This window comes from Mesorhizobium sp. M0139, assembly GCF_040322455.1.
Lineage (GTDB): Bacteria > Pseudomonadota > Alphaproteobacteria > Rhizobiales > Rhizobiaceae > Mesorhizobium.
In genome coordinates, this window is record NZ_JAMYTN010000006.1 from 225,969 (window position 1) to 246,105 (window position 20,137).

Annotated in this window: 15 protein-coding genes and 1 pseudogene; 8 read left to right on the forward strand and 8 right to left on the reverse strand. The window is 63.9% G+C overall.

The genetic code is table 11. The features are described 5' to 3' along the window. Position 1 precedes the first annotated feature (1 nt). The 4 genes from NKJ58_RS12655 to NKJ58_RS12670 form a co-directional block, all read right to left on the reverse strand. On the reverse strand, positions 2-556 hold the full coding sequence (locus NKJ58_RS12655; RefSeq protein ID WP_023671535.1) for an HdeD family acid-resistance protein: 555 nt from the start codon (positions 554-556) through the stop codon (positions 2-4). 128 nt (positions 557-684) lie between these two features. Continuing rightward, positions 685-1,098: an MAPEG family protein gene (locus NKJ58_RS12660; RefSeq protein WP_023671536.1), complete on the reverse strand. Its 414-nt coding sequence runs from the start codon at positions 1,096-1,098 to the stop codon at positions 685-687. 12 nt (positions 1,099-1,110) lie between these two features. Next, positions 1,111-1,593, reverse strand: a complete 483-nt coding sequence (locus tag NKJ58_RS12665; protein ID WP_023730459.1) for an SRPBCC family protein — start codon at positions 1,591-1,593, stop codon at positions 1,111-1,113. Next, positions 1,590-1,895, reverse strand: a complete 306-nt coding sequence (locus NKJ58_RS12670; protein ID WP_023689559.1) for an ArsR/SmtB family transcription factor — start codon at positions 1,893-1,895, stop codon at positions 1,590-1,592. Before NKJ58_RS12670 ends, NKJ58_RS12665 begins: the two co-directional genes overlap by 4 nt. Positions 1,896-2,107: 212 nt before the next feature. On the opposite strand from NKJ58_RS12670, the gene NKJ58_RS12675 reads away from it, so the two are divergent. The 3 genes from NKJ58_RS12675 to NKJ58_RS12685 all read left to right on the forward strand — a co-directional run bounded on the left by NKJ58_RS12675 (position 2,108) and on the right by NKJ58_RS12685 (position 7,009). After that, the gene (locus NKJ58_RS12675) at positions 2,108-2,911 is read left to right on the forward strand and encodes a MipA/OmpV family protein (RefSeq protein ID WP_023730461.1); all 804 of its coding nucleotides are present in this window, start codon (positions 2,108-2,110) and stop codon (positions 2,909-2,911) included. 232 nt (positions 2,912-3,143) lie between these two features. Next, positions 3,144-6,125, forward strand: coding sequence for an isoleucine--tRNA ligase (ileS, locus tag NKJ58_RS12680; RefSeq protein WP_352853214.1), 2,982 nt, complete (start codon positions 3,144-3,146; stop codon positions 6,123-6,125). A gap of 200 nt (positions 6,126-6,325) precedes the next feature. Further along, positions 6,326-7,009: a hypothetical protein gene (locus NKJ58_RS12685; RefSeq protein WP_023682973.1), complete on the forward strand. Its 684-nt coding sequence runs from the start codon at positions 6,326-6,328 to the stop codon at positions 7,007-7,009. 28 nt (positions 7,010-7,037) lie between these two features. Here NKJ58_RS12685 and NKJ58_RS12690 read toward each other — a convergent pair whose 3' ends face one another. Continuing rightward, entirely contained in the window at positions 7,038-7,490 is a 453-nt protein-coding gene (locus tag NKJ58_RS12690; protein WP_023682972.1) for a nucleoside deaminase, read from the reverse strand. A gap of 180 nt (positions 7,491-7,670) precedes the next feature. Between NKJ58_RS12690 and NKJ58_RS12695 the strand changes: the two genes are divergently transcribed. From NKJ58_RS12695 to NKJ58_RS12715, 5 genes are all read left to right on the forward strand, one after another. Beyond that, on the forward strand, positions 7,671-9,869 hold the full coding sequence (locus NKJ58_RS12695; RefSeq protein WP_352853215.1) for a pseudouridine synthase: 2,199 nt from the start codon (positions 7,671-7,673) through the stop codon (positions 9,867-9,869). 47 nt (positions 9,870-9,916) lie between these two features. Beyond that, positions 9,917-10,471, forward strand: a complete 555-nt coding sequence (gene rsmD / locus NKJ58_RS12700; RefSeq protein ID WP_023832844.1) for a 16S rRNA (guanine(966)-N(2))-methyltransferase RsmD — start codon at positions 9,917-9,919, stop codon at positions 10,469-10,471. 96 nt (positions 10,472-10,567) lie between these two features. After that, on the forward strand, positions 10,568-11,923 hold the full coding sequence (locus tag NKJ58_RS12705) for a M16 family metallopeptidase (RefSeq protein ID WP_031195979.1): 1,356 nt from the start codon (positions 10,568-10,570) through the stop codon (positions 11,921-11,923). 188 nt (positions 11,924-12,111) lie between these two features. Next, positions 12,112-13,488 carry a M16 family metallopeptidase gene (locus NKJ58_RS12710; RefSeq protein ID WP_352519208.1) on the forward strand — a complete coding sequence of 459 codons (1,377 nt, stop codon included), beginning with the start codon at positions 12,112-12,114 and terminating at the stop codon, positions 13,486-13,488. Further along, a complete protein-coding gene (locus NKJ58_RS12715) occupies positions 13,485-14,357 on the forward strand; it encodes a patatin-like phospholipase family protein (protein WP_023742977.1) in 873 nt (290 codons plus the stop codon). Before NKJ58_RS12710 ends, NKJ58_RS12715 begins: the two co-directional genes overlap by 4 nt. Before the next feature lie 141 nt (positions 14,358-14,498). On the opposite strand, the gene NKJ58_RS12720 is transcribed toward NKJ58_RS12715, so the two are convergent. From NKJ58_RS12720 to NKJ58_RS12730, 3 genes and pseudogenes are all read right to left on the reverse strand, one after another. After that, positions 14,499-15,326, reverse strand: a complete 828-nt coding sequence (locus tag NKJ58_RS12720; RefSeq protein WP_023742976.1) for a 4'-phosphopantetheinyl transferase family protein — start codon at positions 15,324-15,326, stop codon at positions 14,499-14,501. Next, positions 15,323-15,802, reverse strand: coding sequence for a GNAT family N-acetyltransferase (locus tag NKJ58_RS12725; protein ID WP_352853217.1), 480 nt, complete (start codon positions 15,800-15,802; stop codon positions 15,323-15,325). The genes NKJ58_RS12720 and NKJ58_RS12725 overlap by 4 nt, the downstream gene beginning before the upstream one ends. Then, a pseudogene (locus NKJ58_RS12730) lies at positions 15,792-19,868 on the reverse strand (Pls/PosA family non-ribosomal peptide synthetase); the annotation flags it as partial. The gene NKJ58_RS12725 and the pseudogene NKJ58_RS12730, both read right to left, overlap by 11 nt. Positions 19,869-20,137: the final 269 nt, after the last annotated feature.

Sequence of the window (20,137 nt, forward strand, 5' to 3'; positions counted from 1 at the left end):
CCTACTTCTTCAACGCCAGTCCGAGAGCGATGAAGCTCCAGCCCTGGAAGATCAGGTCGATGGCCAGGAACAGGCCGAGCACCCACAGGCTGTTGACCGGCCAGCCCATGGCGATGGTCAGCCCCGCCAGCACGCTGATCAGGCCCGCCGCGACGACCCAGCCCCAGCCCTTTTCCGGTCGGTGGCTATAGCCGACCCAGGCCCTGAGCGCGCCTGAAGCGACCAGCGCCACCGCCAGCAGCAAGGTCAGCACCGTCGAGGCCAGCAGCGGATTGTCGAAGGCAAAGAAACCGGCAACGGCATAAAGTAGGCCGCTGAGCAGCCAATAGAAGAAGCGACTCCAGGTCTTCACGCCGAAGGCATGCACGATCTCGATGATGCCGGCCATCAGCATCAGCCAGCCCACGACATAGACCGAGGCGACGGTGGCGATGAACAGATTGCCGAAGGCAATGCCGCCGAAGATGAGCAGCAGCACGCCGAGCGCGACGAACCACCCCCATTTGTCCCGTGTCCGGCCGATCGCATCTTTCAGGGTATCACCGTGCAGGGTCATGGCTGCATCTCCTCGAAATCGCCTGGCACCTTGCCGGGAGGTTAGCCCCGGCTGTAGCGGACGTCCAGCCGATGGCGACGGCTAGCAAACAAACAAAGCGTCGGTGGCTTGAGGTTCGCGCGTACGTGTCAATTTATGGCAGCCCACCCAGTCACAAGGACGAGGACAAGCGTGACGATCGCTCCAGAGACGTAGACGATCGTTCTGACACTGCCACCCTTGGCGGCATTGCCGCCGCGTAGGTAAACCCCCAGGTGAAGCAGGCGTATCGCCACATGAACCCAGACAATGGTCGCCAACGTGGCCGACCCAACGCCAACCATCATGGCCAGCACCGCCGGGACGACAAAAGGCGCCAGCGCCTCGACCGAGTTCATATGCACGCGGTCGATCCTGTAGAGGAGATTGGCGTCGTCGGCCGGGATCACCGGACCGGAAAGCGCTCCGGCAAATCCCTTGGACGAACCCGAGTAAACCGCCAGCGCGACTGACAAAAGACAGAGGATCAGTACACCGAGGATGCTTAGCCAATAGGGTTCCATAATTGTGCTCCTTCAGGTCACCTTGCTGGCAAAAAGATCTTGGAATCGCCTGAGATACAGCGGCCAGCCTCGATCACCGTCAATCCCAAAGCGCACGCCTTCCCAGCCTTCGCCATGACGTTCGAGATTGCGATGCTCGATCTCGACGCGGGTCCGGCTATTCGTCTCCGCCGTAAACCGGACTTCCCACTCGCTGGTCCTGTCCGGATTGGTCTCGATCTGCCATTGAGGGCTGATATCCCAACTCAGAAGCAGTCGGTTCGGCGGCTCGTAGGCCAGCACCCGTGCCCAGCGGCACTCGCTGCCATCCACACCGCGGTCGTAGACGTGACCGCCAACGCGGGGTTCGAAGATCGTCTCCGCGATCGGCACCGCAAGCAGGTTATGCTCTTTGGGTTTGAAACTGCCGAAGTCCTCGGTGAAGACCTTGAAGGCATGTGCGATCGGAGCCTCGACAAGGATGGAGTGCCTCACGGGCGGTTGATGTGTGCTCATTCCTGCTCCTTCAAGGGCTGTTCGACGACCACTTTGTAGGCCGCCAAGGTCTTGCTCCAGAACCGGTCGAGTTCGGCGCGCAGGCTGGCCAAGCCTTCCGGTTCGACCCGGTAGATGCGTTGCTTGCCTAGCCGTGTGTTGGCCACGAGGCCGGCGTCCTTGAGCACCTTCAGGTGCTGCGAGACCGCCGGCCGGGTGACAGGAAGCGCACGAGCCAATTCCCCGACCGAACAGGGTTGTTCGACCAGCAGTTCGAAGATCGTCCGCCTGGTCGGGTCGCCAAGCGCTGTCCATCTGTTCATGTTAGTCTGCACTAACGCGAATTTAGGCAACCTCGCTATTTCTGTCAACTCGCCACAGGCCCGGCGGCGCCCTGTTCAAATGGGCCACAGCGCAAAAAACAGGGTCGCAGTTGCCGCCACTGCTGTAGATTTTAAGTCAAATTTTACCGAACCGGCGCCATGGCTTTGGCTGCCGGGTGTTCTCTCCGTTTTGTTTCGCGTATGGGGTGGTGATGCGTATTGTCTGGACGATTCCGCTGTTTCTCGCCTCGGCGCTGCTCACTGTGTCCACCGCCAATGCGGGCGAGGGTGCCTTCGGCTGGATGTCCGGCGACTGGTACCTGACGCTTGGCGCCACCGGCATGGTCGCGCCGAAATTCGAGGGCTCCAACAGCTATCTGCTCAGCGCATCGCCGATCATCTCGCTGGGCAAGGCCGGCCCGGCCGCGCGCTTTACCTCGCGCAACGACAACATCTCGCTGGCGCTGGTCGACGATGGCGGCGTCCGCGCCGGCCTGACCGGAAAATTCCTGTTTTCCCGCGACAGCAAGGATGAGCTCAAGGGCCTCGACCCGGTGCGCTGGGGCGGTGAGGTCGGCGGCTTCTTCGAAATCTATCCGACGGACTGGCTGCGCGCCCGCGCCGAACTGCGCCATGGCATTCGTGCCCATGATGGCTTTGTCGCCGACATCGCCGCCGATGCTTTCTACGACGTGACGCCGACTGTCAGAATTTCGGGCGGACCACGCGTGTCCTTTGCCTCGTCGGGCTATTTCGACTCTTATTATGGTGTCAACGCCAAGGAGGCTGCGGCCTCGGGCCTGAGCGAACACCATCCTGGCGGCGGCCTGAAATCGACCGGCCTTGGTGGCGCCATCACCTGGAAGGTGACCGATCCGATGACCGCCAGCCTGTTCGGCGAATATGCGCGCCTGATGGGCCCGGCTGCCGATTCCAGCCTGGTCAAGGAGCGCGGCGACCGTAACCAGTTCACGGTCGGCGTCTCGACCACCTATCGCTTCGACTTCGCGATGTAAGTGAATCGAACAAGAGACGCTTTATTCCTGCGGCTTTCTCGGCTAAAAGCCCGGCAATGACGAGCTTTTCACGCCTTCGCGCGCTGACGATACGAATTACAGGCCCGGTGTTCCGGGCGGCCTGAGCGCCGCCGGAGCCGCCGGGAGTTTTGCGCGCCCCCTCGCGCTTTTCCAATCATGATAGTTCACGCCCGAGCTTTTACGCCCGCCGGGCAATGCACATGGCAGACCAATGACCGACACTGTTGAAACGATCGACTATTCCAAGACGCTTTACCTGCCGCAGACGGATTTCCCGATGCGCGCCGGCTTGCCTGAAAAAGAACCGCAGCTGGTCAAGCGCTGGCAGGACATGGATCTCTACCGCAAGCTGCGCGAGGACGCGGCCGGCCGCGAAAAATACGTGCTGCATGACGGCCCGCCCTACGCCAATGGCAACATCCATATCGGCCATGCGCTGAACAAGATCCTCAAGGACGTCATCACCCGTTCGTTCCAGATGCGCGGCTATGACGCCAATTATGTGCCGGGTTGGGACTGCCATGGCCTGCCGATCGAATGGAAGATCGAGGAACAGTACCGCGCCAAGGGCAAGAACAAGGACGAGGTGCCGGTCAACGAGTTTCGCAAGGAATGCCGCGACTTCGCCGCGAACTGGATCACGGTGCAGGGCGGCGAGTTCCAGCGGCTCGGCGTCGTCGGCGATTTCAAGAACCCCTATACGACAATGGCTTTCCACTCGGAGTCGCGCATCGCCGGGGAGTTGTTGAAGTTCGCCATGTCGGGCCAGCTCTATCGCGGCTCCAAGCCGGTAATGTGGAGCGTCGTCGAGCGCACCGCACTGGCCGAGGCCGAGATCGAATACCAGGACTATGAGTCCGACACGATCTGGGTGAAGTTTCCAGTTGTGTCAGGATTTTGGAGCGTTGAGCACTTTGTATCAGACGCTGCACCGTCCATGCGCGTTCCGGAAAGCGTTGCACTTTTGGACAACGCCCACGTCGTCATCTGGACGACAACCCCGTGGACGATCCCCGGCAACCGTGCCGTCAATTATTCGTCACGGATCGGCTACGGCCTTTATGAAGTTACCGCAGCCGAAAATTCGTTCGGTCCACAGCCCGGTGAGAAGCTGATCTTTGCAGATGCGCTTGCCGAAGACTCCTCGGCCAAGGCCAAGGTCACCTTGAATCGGCTTCGCAGCGTTTCGGTCGAAGAGCTTGGAAGCCTTACACTTTCACATCCCTTCAAAGGTCTCGGCGGTGGTTACGAATTCGCCGTACCCATGCTTGCCGGGGACCATGTCACCGACGATGCCGGTACCGGTTTCGTCCACACCGCGCCCGGCCATGGCCGCGAGGACTTTGATGCCTGGATGGATGCGGCATCGGATTTGCGCGCACGTGGCATCGACCCTGCCATCCCCTTCACTGTAGATGATGCCGGCTTCTTCACCAGGGACGCGCCGGGTTTTGGCCCGGATCGCGAAGGTGGCGCCGCGCGTGTCATCGACGATAACGGCAAGAAGGGCAATGCCAACCAGGCGGTCATCGACGAACTGATCAAGCGCAACGCGCTGTTCGCGCGCGGCCGGCTGAAGCATTCCTACCCGCATTCCTGGCGGTCGAAGAAGCCGATCATCTTCCGCAACACGCCGCAATGGTTCGTCTATATGGACAAGGACCTCGGCGACGGCACGACGTTGCGCAGCCGTGCGCTGAAGGCGATCGACGACACACGCTTCGTGCCGGCGGCCGGCCAGAACCGTATCCGCGCCATGATCGAGGAACGCCCGGATTGGGTCTTGTCACGCCAGCGCGCCTGGGGCGTGCCGATCGCCGTCTTTGCCGATGAGGATGGCAACGTGCTGAAGGACGAAGCCGTCAACCAGCGCATCATGGATGCTTTCGAACAGGAAGGCGCCGACGCCTGGTTCGCTGCCGGCGCCAAGGAGCGTTTCCTCGGCAATCACGATGCCTCCAAATGGAAGCAGGTGATGGACATCCTTGACGTCTGGTTCGATTCGGGCTCGACGCATGTCTTCACGCTGGAAGACCGTCCGGACCTGAAATGGCCGGCCGACGTCTATCTCGAAGGCTCCGACCAGCATCGCGGCTGGTTCCACTCCTCGCTGCTCGAAAGCTGCGGCACCAGGGGCAGGGCACCTTACGACACCGTCGTCACCCATGGCTTCACCATGGATGAGGAGGGGCGAAAGATGTCGAAATCGCTCGGCAACACCGTGGTGCCGCAAGACGTCATCAAGCAGTCCGGCGCCGACATTCTGCGGTTATGGGTGGTGACGACGGATTATTGGGAAGACCAGCGTCTCGGCAAGAACGTGCTGCAGACCAACATCGACGCCTACCGCAAGCTTCGCAACACCATCCGCTGGATGCTGGGCACGCTCGCCCATGACGATGGCGAGGAGGTGCCGCTGGACAAGATGCCGGAACTGGAGCGGCTGATGCTGCATCGGCTGGCCGAGCTCGATGAGGTCGTGCGCTCGGGCTACGACGCGTTCGAGTTCAAACGCATCACCCGCACTTTGCTCGACTTCATGGTGGTCGAGCTGTCGGCCTTCTATTTCGACATCAGGAAGGACGCGCTCTATTGCGAGGGACCCGCCAGCGTGAAGCGCATGGCCTCGGTGCAAGTGGTGCGCCACCTCTTCGACTGCCTGGTGAAATGGCTGGCGCCGATGCTGCCCTTCACCACGGAAGAAGCCTGGCTCGACCGTCATCCGGATGCTGTCTCGCTGCATCTCGACCAGTTCCCCGACATTCCGGCCGACTGGAAGAACGAGGCACTGGCTGAGAAATGGCGCAAGGTGCGGCAGGTTCGCCGAGTCGTCACCGGCGCGCTCGAGATCGCACGCGCTCAGAAGGTCATCGGTGCCTCGCTGGAAGCCGTGCCGGTTGTGACCCTCGACGATGCCTCGCTAGAAACCGCGATCGCCGATGTCGACATGGCCGAAATGGCGATCACCAGCGATCTCGTCATCGCCCACGGCAAGGCGCCGGAAGGCGCCTTTGCGCTCGACGATGTCAAAGGTGTCGCGGTGGTGGTCGAAAAGGCCGAGGACCGCGGCTTGGTCAAATGCGCGCGTTCGTGGCGCTATACCGCCGATGTCGGGCAGGACGTGGAATTCCCCGACGTGTCTGCCCGCGATGCCGCCGTGCTGCATGAACTCAAGGCTCTGGGACGTTTGTGAGTGCTCAAAGCCGGTGCACAATTGCCACGGCGGGCGGGTGAAAAGCGCCCGCGCGTTGCCCTTAACGAGTGGTTGAGATAAACACGCGAAACTCCGGAAGACAAATTGTCGCCGGAATTCCGTCGCAAGAGCGTGGACGATGGGGACCGGGCCTTTGGCCGGTGACGATCGAGAGGCTGTCTAGAGTGGGACTTTTTGGCATGATCGACAGAACTTCCGTGCGCGTTGCGCTGCTGGCGCCGCTTGTCGCGTCCGGCCTCGCTCTGTCCGGCTGCATGGGTTCGCCGACCTACGGCACCGACAAGACGGCTGGCGAGCAGCTTGCGGGCGACCTTTCCGGCGCCTTCGCGATCACGCCCAAGCACAAGGAACAGATCGACTACAGGCCGCGTCCGGAGCTGGTAAAGCCGGCGCCGGGGCAGAAGGAAGTGCTGCCGCCGCCTCAGGAAAGCATCGAGACGGCGAGCACCGATTGGCCCGAATCGCCCGAGCAGCGCCGCGCCCGTCTGCGTGCCGACGCCACTGCCCACCAGGACGACCCGTCCTATCAATCGGGGATCGTCGACGACGTGCAGACCGATCCGGCTTCTGTGAAGAAGGCGCTAGCGGATTCGGGCTCAAGCCACCCCCCGGCCTGGTCGCCGAAGGATTCAGACAAGGGCCGCGCCGCCGAAATCCAGCGCCGCACCGCAGAGCAAAAGCAGGGCGATCCCAACACTCGCAGATACCTGAGCGAGCCGCCTCTGGCCTATCGGGCTGCCTCCGACACGGCGCCGCAGGGCGAACTCGGCGAGGATGAATACAAGAAGGAACGCCGCCTCAAGAAGGAAGCGGCCGCCAAGGGCAAGAGCGGCGGGCTCTTCGACTGGCTGCCCTCCTGGTAGGAACCGTCGCCTTCGGTAGCTGAAGGCTCTACGTTTCGCGTCTTTCCCGAAAGAATTCCCTGAGCAGCAGCGCCGCGTCGGCCTCGGCCATGCCCGGATAGATGTCGGGCTTATGGTGGCAGGTCGGCGAAGCGAAGAAGCGCACGCCGTTGACCACCGCGCCGCCCTTCTCGTCGGCCGCGCCGAAATAGAGCCGGCGCAGCCTGGCGAAGGAAATGGCGCCTGCGCACATGGCGCAGGGTTCCAGCGTCACATAGAGGTCGTGACCGGTCAGCCGCTCGCTGGAGAGCGTTTGGCAGGCCGCGCGGATGGCGAGCATTTCGGCATGCGCCGTCGGATCGGCAAGTTCGCGGGTGCGGTTACCGGCGGATGCCACCACCGTGTCGCCGCTGGCGATGACGGCGCCAACCGGAACTTCTCCGCGCAAGGCGGCGGCTTGCGCCTCTTTCAGCGCCAGCGCCATGAAATCCGGCCGCTTCACGCGGTTTCCATTCCGATTATCTCCTCGCCACTTGGCGGTGATCCTGTTATGGAGCGCGTCAACCCGAATATCGGAACAGATTTTCGGAAATGATCATGCGCCAAATCAAAGTGCTATAGCGTCCTTTGCGCGCCCGAAAGGATGCGCCACGCTGTAGCAGCGCAACAAGGCAAAGGCCACATGGACGACAACGACAAGAAATCTCCGCGCCACAAAGGCCCGGGCAAAAGCGGCCCTGGAGCCGCGGGGCCGCGCCGCGATGGCGCCGCCGGCAAAAGCGGCAAACCCTCCTTCGGGGCCAAGAAACCCTATTCACCGCGCGGCGCCCGGCCGGCAGCGGCTGAGGGCGAGCGGCCCAAGCGCGATTTCAAAAGTGGCGACCGGCCATTCAGCAAGGGTCCTCGTCCCGAAGGCAAGCCTTTCGAAAAGCGCGAGGGACCGCGCAAGCCATATGCACCACGCGGTGACCGGCCGATGGCAGCCGAAGGCGAGCGCAAGCCTTATGAAAAGCGCGAAGGGCCGCGCAAACCCTATGCGCCGCGTGGGGATCGCCCTATGGCGGCCGAGGGTGAACGCAAGCCGTATGAAAAGCGCGAGGGGCCGCGCAAGCCTTATGCACCGCGGGGCGATCGGCCGGTTGCGGCCGATGGCGAGCGGCCAAAGCGCGATTTCAAGGGCGGCGATCGGCCGTTCAGCAAGGGGCCGCGTCCCGAAGGCAAGCCTTTCGAAAAGCGTGAAGGGCCGCGCAAGCCCTACGCACCGCGCGGCGATCGGCTTGCTTCCGCCGAGGGCGAAAAGCGTTTTGACCGTCCAAAGCGCGATTTTGGCGATCGCCCGCAGCGCGACGCCGGAGATCGTCCCGAGCGTGACTTCAGCGATCGCCCCAAGCGCGATTTCGGTGGTGACCGGCCGCAAGCATCTGGCGGCGCCTTCAAGCCGCGCCCGCGTCCGGCCGAGGCTGAAGAAGCCGGCGAGCGTATCGCCAAGCGGTTGGCCCGCGCCGGCCTGGCGTCGCGCCGCGACGCCGAAGACCTGATCGCGGCGGGCCGTGTCAAGGTCAACAACCGGGCTTTGACCTCGCCGGCCTTCAACGTCATGCCGGGCGACATCATCCATCTCGATGGCATGGAGATCCCGCCGATCGAGCGCACCCGCCTGTTCCTGTTTCACAAGCCTGCCGGCGTCGTTACCACCAACCGCGACCCCGAGGGCCGCAAGACCGTGTTCGACGTGCTGCCGGCCGAATTGCCACGGCTGATGACCATCGGCCGCCTCGACATCAACACCGAAGGCCTGCTGCTGCTCACCAATGATGGCGGTCTGTCGCGCGTGCTCGAACTGCCTGCCACTGGCTGGCTGCGCCGTTACCGCGTGCGCGTTCATGGCAAGGTCGAGGAAAGCATGCTCGCAGGCCTGCGTGAAGGCATTGCCGTCGACGGCGTCTTCTACGGCGCCATCGAAGCGACGCTCGATCGTGAACAAGGCACCAACGCGTGGCTGACGATCGGCCTGCGCGAAGGCAAGAACCGCGAAGTGAAGAACATCCTTGGATCGCTCGGCCTCGACGTGACGCGGCTGATCCGTATCTCCTACGGACCGTTCCAGCTCGACGATCTCGCCGAAGGCCATGTGCTGGAGATCAAGGGCCGCGTCTTGCGCGACCAGCTCGGCGAGCGACTGGTCGAGGAATCCGGCGCCAATTTCGACGCCGAGATCATCAAGCCGTTTTCCAACCAGCCGGTGCGGCGAGAGCGTGACGCGGAGCCGGAACGGCCGAAAGTCACCCGCGAGGGTGACCATCGGCCGATCGGCGAGGGCGGTCTGATCAAGAACCGCAAGCGCCGCGAAGGCAGCCGCGACGAAGCGCTCGGCAAGCTGTCGACCAGTCCCGAAAGGGGCGCGAGGCCGGAAAAGAGCTTTGGCGAACGCGGCCCGAGACCCGAGCGCAGCGAGTTTTCGGACAAGCCGCGCAGCGAGTTTCGCGAAAAGCCGCGCGGCGATTTTGGCGACAAGCCCCGTGGAGGCTTCGGCGACAAGCCGCGCGGCGCCTTTGGTGACAAACCGCGCGGCGGCAAGAAGCCCGAGCGCGAGCAGCGGCCGATCGATCCGCCGGGCCAGCGCAAGGCTAATGTCTGGATGGCGCCGGGCGCGCGTCCGATCGGCAAGGGCAGGGCGGAAGCCGATGCCGCCAAGGCGGCCGAGGCCAAGGCGCGCAAGGCGTCGTTCAAGCCGTCCTATGGCAAGCCGTCCTATGGCAAGCCGGCCTATGGCAAGCCGGGCGGAGCCAAGCCGTTCGGCAAGCCGGGTGGCGAGCGTCCGGATGGCGGTCGGGGCGGCGAGCGGCCACGCAACGGTCCCAAGGGCCCGAGGACCAGATGATGCCGGGACTTAAATGAGATCCGGCCTTAAATGAGACCCGGGCATAAATGAGAATCGTCGGCGGCCAATTTCGCGGGCGTCCGCTGGCGACGCCGCGCGACCATGCCATCCGCCCGACGACCGACCGCGCCCGCGAGGCCGTCTTCAACGTGCTGGCGCACCGCTTTGCCGACAAGCTCGAGGGCGCGCGTGTGCTCGACCTTTTCGCCGGCACCGGCGCTCTCGGCCTCGAAGCGCTGTCGCGCGGCGCTTCCTATGGCGTCTTTATCGAAGAATCGGCCGAAGGACGCGGCCTGATCCGCACCAATGTCGAAGCTTTTGGCCTTACCGGCCGCACCAAGATCTTCCGCCGCGACGCGACCGCCCTGGGTGAGGCCGGTACGCTTGCGGCATTCGGCCTGGTCTTCGCCGATCCGCCCTATGGCAAGGGCCTTGGCGAGCGCGCCCTGCGCTCGGCCAGGGATGGCGGCTGGTTGCTGCCCGGCGCGCTCTGCGTGGTCGAGGAAGCCGCCTCGGCGCCCTTCGAGATTGGGCCGGAATTCTCGGTGGTTGATGAACGAAACTACGGCGAGACGGTGGTCCGGTTCATCGAGCTTGCGTAAGGGTGGAGCGACCGGCGCCTTCAAAATGACGCACAATTCACTTTGCCTCCGCGGCTAACCTTGCCTATCGTCGCGCGATAACAACCGGAGCCATCAATGACATTTCATACTGAATGGCTGCGGAGAGCCTTGCTCGCCACCGCGCTGACCATGGCCGGCCCGGCCCTGGCCGCGGATGATGGCAAGGTGGCCAACTTCCTGCTCGACAATGGAATGGAGGTGGTGGTCGTTCCCGATCATCGCGCCCCCATCGTCACCCATATGGTGTGGTACAAGATCGGCAGCGCCGACGAGCCGCCAGGCAAGTCCGGCATAGCGCACTTCTTCGAACACCTGATGTTCAAGGCCACGACCAACCACGCCGCGGGCGAGTTCGACCGCGCCATATCGGCCATCGGCGGCTCCAACAACGCCTTCACCTCCTATGACTACACTGCCTTCCACGAGACGGTGGCGCCCCCGGCACTTGGTGAGATGATGAGCTTCGAGGCCGATCGCATGCGCAACCTCATCTTGACCGACGAGGTCATCAAGACCGAGCGCGACGTGATCCTGGAAGAGCGCCGCGCGCGCATCGACAGCAATCCGCAGGCGGTGCTCGACGAAGAGGTCGACGCGACGCTCTGGCAGAACCAGCCCTACCGCATTCCGGTGATCGGCTGGATGCAGGAGATGGAGCAGTTGAACCGCACCGATGCGGTTGCCTTCTATGACAAATACTACCGGCCCAACAATGCGGTGCTGATCGTGGCCGGCGACGTCGAGCCGGAGGTCGTGAAGGCGCTGGCCGAAAAAACCTATGGCAAGGTCGCGCGCGGTCCCGACCTGCCCCCGCGCATCCGCCCGGTCGAGCCGGAGCAGAACACCAAGCGGACGGTGACGCTCACCGATGGGCGCGTTTCGGTGCCGAGCTTTTCGACGCAATGGGTGGTTCCGTCCTACCACACGGCAAAACCGGGCGAGGCCGAGGCGCTCGACCTGCTGGGAGAGATCCTTGGCGGCGGCAGCCGCAGCCGGCTCTACCAGCAGCTCGTGGTCAAGCAAGGCATCGCATCGGCGACCGGCGCCTTCTTCCAGGGTACGATGCTCGACGCCACCAATTTCACCGTCTATGGCGCGCCGCGCGGCGACGCCAAGCTGAGCGACGTCGAGGCGGCCGTCGAGGCCGAGATCGCCCGCATCGTCAAGGACGGCGTCACCGCGGACGAGCTGGAGAAGGCCAAGGCCCGCTATATCAGGGCCATGATCTTCGCCCGCGACAAGCAGGACGAGATGGCCAATCTCTACGGCGCCGAGCTCGCCACCGGCGGCAACGTCAGGGATATCGAGGAATGGCCGGACCGCATTCGCAAGGTCACCGCCGATGAGATCAAGGCGGTCGCCGCACGCTATCTGCTGCTCGACCGTACGACGACCGGCTATCTCTTGCCGCAGCAACAGGCGGGGAATTGATGATGACAAGATTGAGCGTTGGCGCTGCCCCTCACCTGCCTGCCGGCATCCTCTCTCCGTATAGTGACGGGGAGAGGGGCGCTGTCATCGCCGATTTCGCCAACCATCAGCGTCGTAAGAAGAGCGCCAGCGTCGCGGCGAGACCCCTTCTCCCCGTCACTATACGGGGAGAAGTGCCCGGCAGCGCGATGAGGGGCGGAGCTGACCTTGGCGATCAATGGCCTGATGCGATTACTCATAGGCGCATCGCGGTTCTCCACGTCTTCGCCACACTGTTCCTCGGCATCTTCTTCCTCATCCTGCCGGCGCTTGCCGCGCACGCGATGGACATTCAGCCGGTGACCTCATCGAAAGGCGTCAACGCCTGGCTGGTCGAGGACCACTCCATTCCGATCGTCGCCATCCGCTTCGTCTTCGATGGCGGCTCGACGCAGGATCCGGCGGGGCGGGAAGGCTTGGTCAATCTGATGACCGGCCTGTTCGACGAGGGCGCCGGCGACCTCGACAGCGAGGCCTTCCAGATCAAGCTTGACGATGCCGGCGCAGAGATGGGCTTCGAAGCGGCGCGCGACGGCACCTATGGCGCGATGCGGATGCTGGCCGAGCAGAAGGATGCGGCCTTCGACCTGCTCAGGCTGGCGGTCACCAGCCCGCGCTTCGACCAGGCGCCGATCGACCGCATCCGCGCCCAGATCCTGTCCGGCATCATCGCCAATGAGCGTGACCCCAACACCGTCGCGCAAACCAAATGGCTGCGCGCCATCTATGGCGAACATCCGTATTCCAGGCCCGACCAGGGCACCAAGGACAGCATCGCCACCATCACGGCAGCGGATCTGGCTGCCTTCCACAAGGCCAATTTCGCCCGCAGCGGCCTGCATGTTGCGGTGGTCGGCGACATAGATGCCGCGACGCTGAAACGGAAGCTCGATGAGGTCTTCGGCGATCTGCCGGAAAAGCAGGTGCTGCAACCGGTTGCCGATACCGAGCTGAAGCTCGGCCAGCAGCTCGAGGTCGACTACGACCTGCCGCAGACCTCGCTGCAGTTTGCCTATCCCGGTGTGAAGCGCGATGCGCCGGATTTCTTCCCTGCGGTGCTGATGAACCAGATTCTCGGCGGCGGCACCTTCACCTCGCGCCTCTATGACGAGGTGCGGGAAAAGCGCGGCCTGGCCTATTCCGTCGATTCCAACCTGGTCGATCACCAGCATTCCAACGCGCTGATCATCACCACGGCGACGCGTTCCGACCGCGCCGCCGAGACGCTCGCCATCGTCAAGGACGTGGTCAAGAAGATGGCCGAGGAGGGGCCGACCGAGGCCGAGCTGGACGCGACCAAGAAATACATGGTCGGCTCCTATGCGATCAGCAATCTGGATTCTTCCAGCGCCATTGCCGCGACCCTGGTGGAATTGCAGCTCGACAATCTCGGCATCGACTACGTGCAGCGCCGCGCGGCCCTCATCAACGGCGTGACGCTCGATCAGGTCAAGGCGGCGGCGAAGAAGCTGCTGACGCCGGCGCCCGCGATCATGAGCATCGGGCCGAAGCTGGAGGCCAAATGACGAGCTCCACCTCGGGCCCCACCTTCGGCATCGCCTTTGGCGGCGGCGGCGCGCGCGGCCTCGCCCACATCCACATCGTCGAGGCGCTCGACGAACTCGGAATCAAGCCGGTGGCCATTGCCGGCTCCTCGATCGGCGCCATCATGGGCGCCGGCATGGCGTCGGGCATGAGCGGCAAGGACATCGAGACCTATGCCCGCTCAATCCTCGGCCGCCGCGCCGAGGTGGCGGCGCGCATGTGGCGCTCGCGTCCCGGCACCATCGCCGAGGCGATGCAGGGCGGCATCCGCGTGAGCCAGTTCAACATAGAGCGCATCTTGAAGGCGTTCCTGCCGGAAGCCATCCCGGAAACCTTCGCCGAGCTGAAAATCCCGCTGAAGGTGACGGCGACGGACTATTTCGGTCACAAGCTGGCCGTCTTCGACGAGGGCGACCTGCATTCGGCGCTCGCCGCCTCGGCTGCCATTCCCGCGGTGTTCCGCCCGGTGACGCGCGACGACCGCGTGCTGATCGACGGCGGCATCTACAATCCGGTGCCGTTCGACCTCATCGAAAACGCCGCCGACATCATCATCGCCATCGACGTCGTCGGCGCGCCGAGCGAGGCCGAGCGCAAGCACCCGACCACGGTCGACCTGATGTATGGCGCCACGCAATTGATGATGCAGTCGATCATCGCCCACAAGCTGAACCAGCGCCCCCCCGACATACTGATCCGCCCGCCAGTGTCAAAATACCGCGTGCTCGATTTCATGAAGATCGACACGCTGCTGGCCGAGACGCAGGAGGTCAAGGACGAACTGAAGCGCGAGGTGGAAAGAGTGGTCGAGGCGCATGCCAAGGGCAAGCGGGGGAAGAAAGCAGGGTGAGCTGCCGATCTCCCCCCTCGAGGGGGAGATGGCCGGCGGACCAGAGGGGGTCGTCTCGCGTGAAGCTCGACCTCCTACGGTCGATAGGAGGTTGCGTCAGGACGGACCGACCGCCTCTGTCGCCTTCGGCGACATCTCCCCTCAAGGGGAGATTACCCACCAGCGTCTCACACCCTCCCAGCCGCATATTCCAGCGCCACGACGCCATTGCTGAACTGTACGGTCGAGACAGGCTCCTTGCGACCGCTCTGCGAAAAAAATGCGCTTTGTTGAGCAGTTGTCGGGCGCTGGTCCATTCGCGCTTAAAGGGGGGCTTCGGACACCATCGACAAACGCCAGAACGACCACACACGGAGCAACGCAGTAAACCAGTCTCGCTCTGCGGCCCGTCTTCGTCACAGCGTCGCTTGCGTCGAGATCGACGGTGATGTCCTCATAGCCCAGCACTTCGCCATCAAGCGGGTAGGCGGCCTTGTAGACAGCTTCCTTGGCGGCAAAAAGGATGCGACCGGCAAGATACGGGTCGGTTGCGTCGATCCGGTCAGCGGGGACTGCAACCAGCGCGAAGATGTCGTCGGGCAGGGGCAAAGCGGGCTCGATATCGATGCCGAGCGAGGCGACGTGGGAGAGCGGCGCGACGGCCGCCACGGCCATCTCGTCGTCGTGAGCCAGCGACCCCGTTACTCCATGAGGCCATACCGGTGCGCCGGAGGAGCCGCGGAGGATAGCGACGTCGTTCAAGCCCATATCCGCCAGCAGCTCGTGCGCGATCCACCGCGCCGCGCCACTCGCCCGCCGCATCAGCGGCAGGCGTGACGGGATGGAGCGTGCTTCCTGCGGCAGCAAATGGTTCTCATCGCCTTCGCGGATCGTGCGGCATCCGATCCGAACGCCGGCCGGTGCCATGGCGGCCATCGCCGCCAGCAGATGCGCCGACAGGCTGGCGCCGGCATCGAGCGACCGTGTCATGGCTGGCCGCCCGGCAGAGCGAGTTCGGCGATCATTTCCCCGTCCTCGTCCAGTCCCTCTTCGACGAAACCGGCAGCGCGATAGAGGCGGCGTGCCGCTTCATTCCCAGGTTCGTAGCAGATCGAAACGTGGCTGATGTGGCCGAGCCGCATGATTTCATCCAGCACTTCGCGCAAAGCGGCCTTGCCGTAGCCTTGGCCCTGATGGACGCGATCGATCATGAAGCGGTAGATCCGCGCCTCGTCGTCGTCCTGCGGCGCCTCGTACATCAGGAAACCGACGACGCGATCGCCTGCCATGACGACGCGCGGCCGAGCGTCCCCGTCGGTTTCGGCTTCGTCCAGCGACTCCGCATTGCTGGCGACGAAATCCATCTGATCCGCAGCCATTTCCAGAGCCGCGACCAGGGCCCGGTTGGCCCCGGTCACCGAAACGAGGCGGATGTCTGCGCTCATCAAGCCGTTGCCTTGACGCATCCTCCGGCACCGGCGTGACGAAGCGATGCAGCTTGGCCGGGTTGCCCCGCCAGATCGAGTTGGGCTCCAGCTCTTCGCCCTTCATCACGAAGGAGTCCGCATCGACCATCGAGCCTTTGCCCATCACCACGCCGTAGTGGACAAAGGCGGAAGGCCCGAGCGTGCAGCCATCGCAGATGCGGATGAAATCGGACTTGAACGCGCCTTCTTCCAGCGAATGGGCCTGGATCACGCAGCCCTCGTTGAGCGTAACGTCGTCGCCGATCTCGACCAGCGAACGCTCGGTCAAATTGCTGCCGCCATCATAGACCCGGCTGCCGACCTTGACGCCGAGCAGGCGCAGGATCATCGGCCGGAACGGCGTGCCGGCGAACAGGCGCACGATGGGCGAATCCGCCAGCTTCCAGTGGCGTTCGTGGCGCCAGAAGGCGACGTCGTAGATCGTCGTCATCTGCGGCTTCAGCCGGCCAAAGCCAAGGCTTGCCCGCTCGACCAGAATGTAGAACGGAATGGTGATCGCCGAGGTCAAAAGCACGGCGGCGAACAGGGCGACCTCCGCCCATTCCGTATAGTAGTTCAGCGCCCGGTCCCAGATCGCCAGCGTGACGAACAGCATGACCCATTGCGTTGCCAGGAACAGAAGAATGGTCACCAGGTTGTGGCGGTTCTTGTGCGGGATGCGCCGGCGCCGGTCGGCCTCGTCGACGCCGGCGATAAGCTCCTTGTCGCGGTTCACCATGCGCGGGATTTCAAACGCAGGCGAACCGAGAAGGCCGACATTCTCGCGCACCGGCCCATCGATGGGGATCATCACCTTGGTGCCGAGCAGCACGTTGTCGCCGGTGCGGCCGTCCGGCGGATAGTAGATGTTGTTGCCGAGATAGTTGCGTTCGCCGATGCGCGTCGGCTCGAGCCTGAAGGCCGAGGCGGATTTGTGCATGTTGATCATGAACAGTCCGTCCGAGACCATGGTCTCGGTGCCGATCTCGCACAGAAGCGGGTTTTCGTGCTGCTGGTTGGAGCCGAAATTGGAGCCGGTCTGCACCACTCTGTTGAGGTTCCAGCCGATGGCGCGCATGTAGTGCACGATTGCCGAGCTGTCGCCGGCCAGGAGCCCGAGCACGCGGGAATTGCTGGCGAATTCGGCGACGGTCTGCAGCCAGTAGCGGAAACCGTAAAGCGTGTAGGTGCGGCCCGGCTTCAAGATCAGGCTCGTCAGGCGCGGCACCAGCGTCGCTGCGAGGAAAGCCGCCGCGATATAGCCGAAAAGCGTGACCGTGGTGCCGATTGCGACAAGGCCGATCGTCTCCTGATAGTCGTCGCCGACATATTCCCAGTAGCTGTGGAACAGGAGCGGCAGCGGGGTGACGAGGCCAAACAGGCCGATCAGCTGCAGCGCTTCATAGAGGAAGCGCCGGACCTGGTAAGGATTGACATTGCGCACCTTGCAATAGTCCGCCGTGGTCGGCACCGCCGGCGATCCATGCCAGTGCTCGCCGTCCGGGATGCTTTGGCCGCGATGCAGCGAGGACGAATGGCCGAGCTGGGCGCCGTCGCCGATCCTGGTGTCGATGTCGAGCGTGGAGCCGACGCCGACGAAGGCATCGCGGCCGATGGTCAGCGGTCCGGTATGGATGTAACCGGCCTCGGCCCTGAAGCCGAGGATCATCGATTCCTTGCGCAGGATGGTGTTGGCGCCGATGGAAATAAGATCCGTGCAGACGGGCACGGACTTCGATTCGATGACGGCGTTTTTGCCCAGCTTGGTGCCGAGCAGCTGCAGATAGAGGCTGTAGAGCGGGCTGCCGCGGAACAGCACGACGGGTGCGGTGCGGATCAACGTCTTGACCACCCAGAAGCGGAAGTAGCGCACGCCCCAGATCGGAAACGCCTCGGCCTTCCAGCGGCCGATGAGCACCCATTTCGCCAGGACGGCAAAGCCCGACATGCCGAAGAACACGGCGGCCGAGAGCGCCACGCACCGGATATAGAGCTGCAGCGGATCGTCGAGCGCGTCATACATCCAGTTGAGGCCGTCATTGATCGCCCAGAGCGCCACGTAGCTGTAGAGGCCGTAGAACGAAAGCTGCGCCGCGCCGCAGGTCCAGTAGGCGAAATTCGAGGCCCGGCGGGTGAGGACCGGCTCGTTGGTTGCCGTCGTCATCTCCTCCGCTACCCCCAGATGCAGCGCCAGGCGCGCCACTGTGGGATAGAGATAGATGTCGCGCATCGACGTCGTCGCCCATTCCTTCCTGGTGCGCACGCGCGCGCAGAAATGCGCCATCAGCAAGGAGTTGGCGCCGAGATCGTCGAAGAAGTGATCCTCGACCGACACCGCGTCGAATTTCAGCACCGTGGCCAGCGCTTCCGCCAGGAATCGCTCGTCCTCATTGCCGGGCGGCACCATCGTGCGATCGGCCGAAAGCCGGACGCTCGTCGGTTTCGGCAGTTGGCGCAGGTCTACCTTGTTGGAGACGGTCATCGGGATGGCGGGCAGCTCCTCCAGATAGGCGGGCACCATATAGTCCGGCAGCCGCCGCTTCATCGTCTGGGCGAGATCCGCACGGGAAACCGCCGCTACGCCGGTTTTAAGCGCGTAATAGGCAACGAGTTCGACGCGGCCGGGCTCGATCTCCCAGGTGGTGACGGCGGCCTGCGCGATCTCGGGCTGGTCGAGCAGCACCGCCTCGATCTCGCCGAGCTCGATGCGATATCCGCGAATCTTCACCTGCGTGTCGATGCGCCCGGCATACTCGATCTCGCCGCTATCGTTGATCCGGCCAAGATCGCCGGTGCGGTAGATGCGCTGCGACGGGTTGTTCGGCAGGCCGACGAAATCGGCGATGAATTTCTGGTCGGTCAGGTCCGGCCGGTTCAGATAACCGACGGCGAGCCCGATGCCGGCAATGCCGATCTCGCCCAGTTCACCGGGCTCGGCAAGTTGCGGCAGCGAAGCGTCGAGAATGACGATCGAGTAAGTCGGCAACGGCGCGCCGATCGTGACGGGACGGTCCGGCGTCAGCGCCCCCATCGTTGCGGTGACGGTCGCCTCGGTCGGCCCGTAGGTGTTGAGGATTTGGCGCCCCGGCTTCGACCAGCGCACCACCAGATTGTGCGGGCAGGCCTCGCCGCCCACCAAAAGCGTGCGCAGGCTGGGAACGTCCGATGCCATCGACGACAACAATGTCGGGCTGCAGGCCATGCAGGTGATGTCATGGAGGCGCAGGAAATCCGCCAGTTCCTCGCCCACCAGCGGCATCTGGCCAGGTGCCGGCACCACCGTCGCACCGGCGACGAACGGCACCCAGATCTCTTCGGAGGAAAAGTCGAAGGCAATGGTCATGCCCTGATAGACCCGGTCGCCCGGCCGGTAGCCATAGGAGGCGGCCGCGACGTGTATGAAATTGACGAAACTCTGGTGCGTGATGACCACGCCCTTGGGCTTGCCGGTGGTGCCCGAGGTATAGAGGATGTAGCAAATGTCGTCGGTCGCCTGCTGCTTCAGCGGCGCGGGCGACTGTGCGGAGATTTCGGCGGCCGCGCTGTCGATCAGCACATGGGGAACGGGCAGTTGACCGGCGCGCGACGCATAGGCGGCGATGGTGACGATCATGCTGACGGCGGCGTCTTCGATGATCAGCGCCATCCGCTCCTGCGGAAACGCGGTGGCCAGCGGCACGAAGGCAGCCCCCGCCTTCATCACCGCCAGCAACGCCACATAGGTCTCCGCCGACCGGTCGAGAATGAGCCCAACCCGGTGGCCCGGCCGCACGCCGTGCTTGATCAGCATGCGGGCGAACCGGTTGGCGCGGCTGTTCAGCTCCTGATAGGTCCAGACGCGCCCGTCGGAGATCACCGCCGGCAGTGCGGCAAACGTTACGGCGAGCTGCTCGAACACCGTATCGAGCCGCTCGCCCGGCTGCCCGGCAAAGTCGGCGCCCGTCAGGACCTGGCCGTTCCTTGCCGGGCCGCGAGCGATCCGTGCCAGCGCATCGATGCCTGGCAGGCCGCCGATCGGTGTTGCCGCGTCGCTGTCCAGTTCGGCGATATCGTAGTCCATTTCCATACTTTCTCGTCCTCGCCGGGCATTGCCCGGCTGTTCATGCCGCCGCCGCTGGAGGAGGCACTGCGCCGCCGCTGCGATTTTGTTGATGGAGGGCTTCCAAAAAGGAAGAACCCGGAATCCCGACCGGGAAGCTTATGCCACCCGATCTTTTCGCCGGTTTTTCCGAACTGTTGAATTTTGTTTCTGGAGTGTGTCTGGGCGGGGATTTGCCGGGGCCTCGTTGACCCTTGCGGGGAGGGGTTCAGCCTCCGTGGCGACCCGGAAAGAGA

Coding starts and splice junctions, on each gene's coding strand:
- NKJ58_RS12685 (WP_023682973.1), top strand. CDS start 6,326: ATGATCGACAGAACTTCCGTGCGCGTTGCGCTGCTGGCGCCGCTTGTC.
- NKJ58_RS12725 (WP_352853217.1), bottom strand. CDS start 15,802: ATGCGTCAAGGCAACGGCTTGATGAGCGCAGACATCCGCCTCGTTTCG.
- NKJ58_RS12660 (WP_023671536.1), bottom strand. CDS start 1,098: ATGGAACCCTATTGGCTAAGCATCCTCGGTGTACTGATCCTCTGTCTT.
- ileS (WP_352853214.1), top strand. CDS start 3,144: ATGACCGACACTGTTGAAACGATCGACTATTCCAAGACGCTTTACCTG.
- NKJ58_RS12670 (WP_023689559.1), bottom strand. CDS start 1,895: ATGAACAGATGGACAGCGCTTGGCGACCCGACCAGGCGGACGATCTTC.
- NKJ58_RS12720 (WP_023742976.1), bottom strand. CDS start 15,326: ATGACACGGTCGCTCGATGCCGGCGCCAGCCTGTCGGCGCATCTGCTG.
- NKJ58_RS12675 (WP_023730461.1), top strand. CDS start 2,108: ATGCGTATTGTCTGGACGATTCCGCTGTTTCTCGCCTCGGCGCTGCTC.
- rsmD (WP_023832844.1), top strand. CDS start 9,917: ATGAGAATCGTCGGCGGCCAATTTCGCGGGCGTCCGCTGGCGACGCCG.
- NKJ58_RS12715 (WP_023742977.1), top strand. CDS start 13,485: ATGACGAGCTCCACCTCGGGCCCCACCTTCGGCATCGCCTTTGGCGGC.
- NKJ58_RS12710 (WP_352519208.1), top strand. CDS start 12,112: ATGAGGGGCGGAGCTGACCTTGGCGATCAATGGCCTGATGCGATTACT.
- NKJ58_RS12705 (WP_031195979.1), top strand. CDS start 10,568: ATGACATTTCATACTGAATGGCTGCGGAGAGCCTTGCTCGCCACCGCG.
- NKJ58_RS12695 (WP_352853215.1), top strand. CDS start 7,671: ATGGACGACAACGACAAGAAATCTCCGCGCCACAAAGGCCCGGGCAAA.
- NKJ58_RS12655 (WP_023671535.1), bottom strand. CDS start 556: ATGACCCTGCACGGTGATACCCTGAAAGATGCGATCGGCCGGACACGG.
- NKJ58_RS12665 (WP_023730459.1), bottom strand. CDS start 1,593: ATGAGCACACATCAACCGCCCGTGAGGCACTCCATCCTTGTCGAGGCT.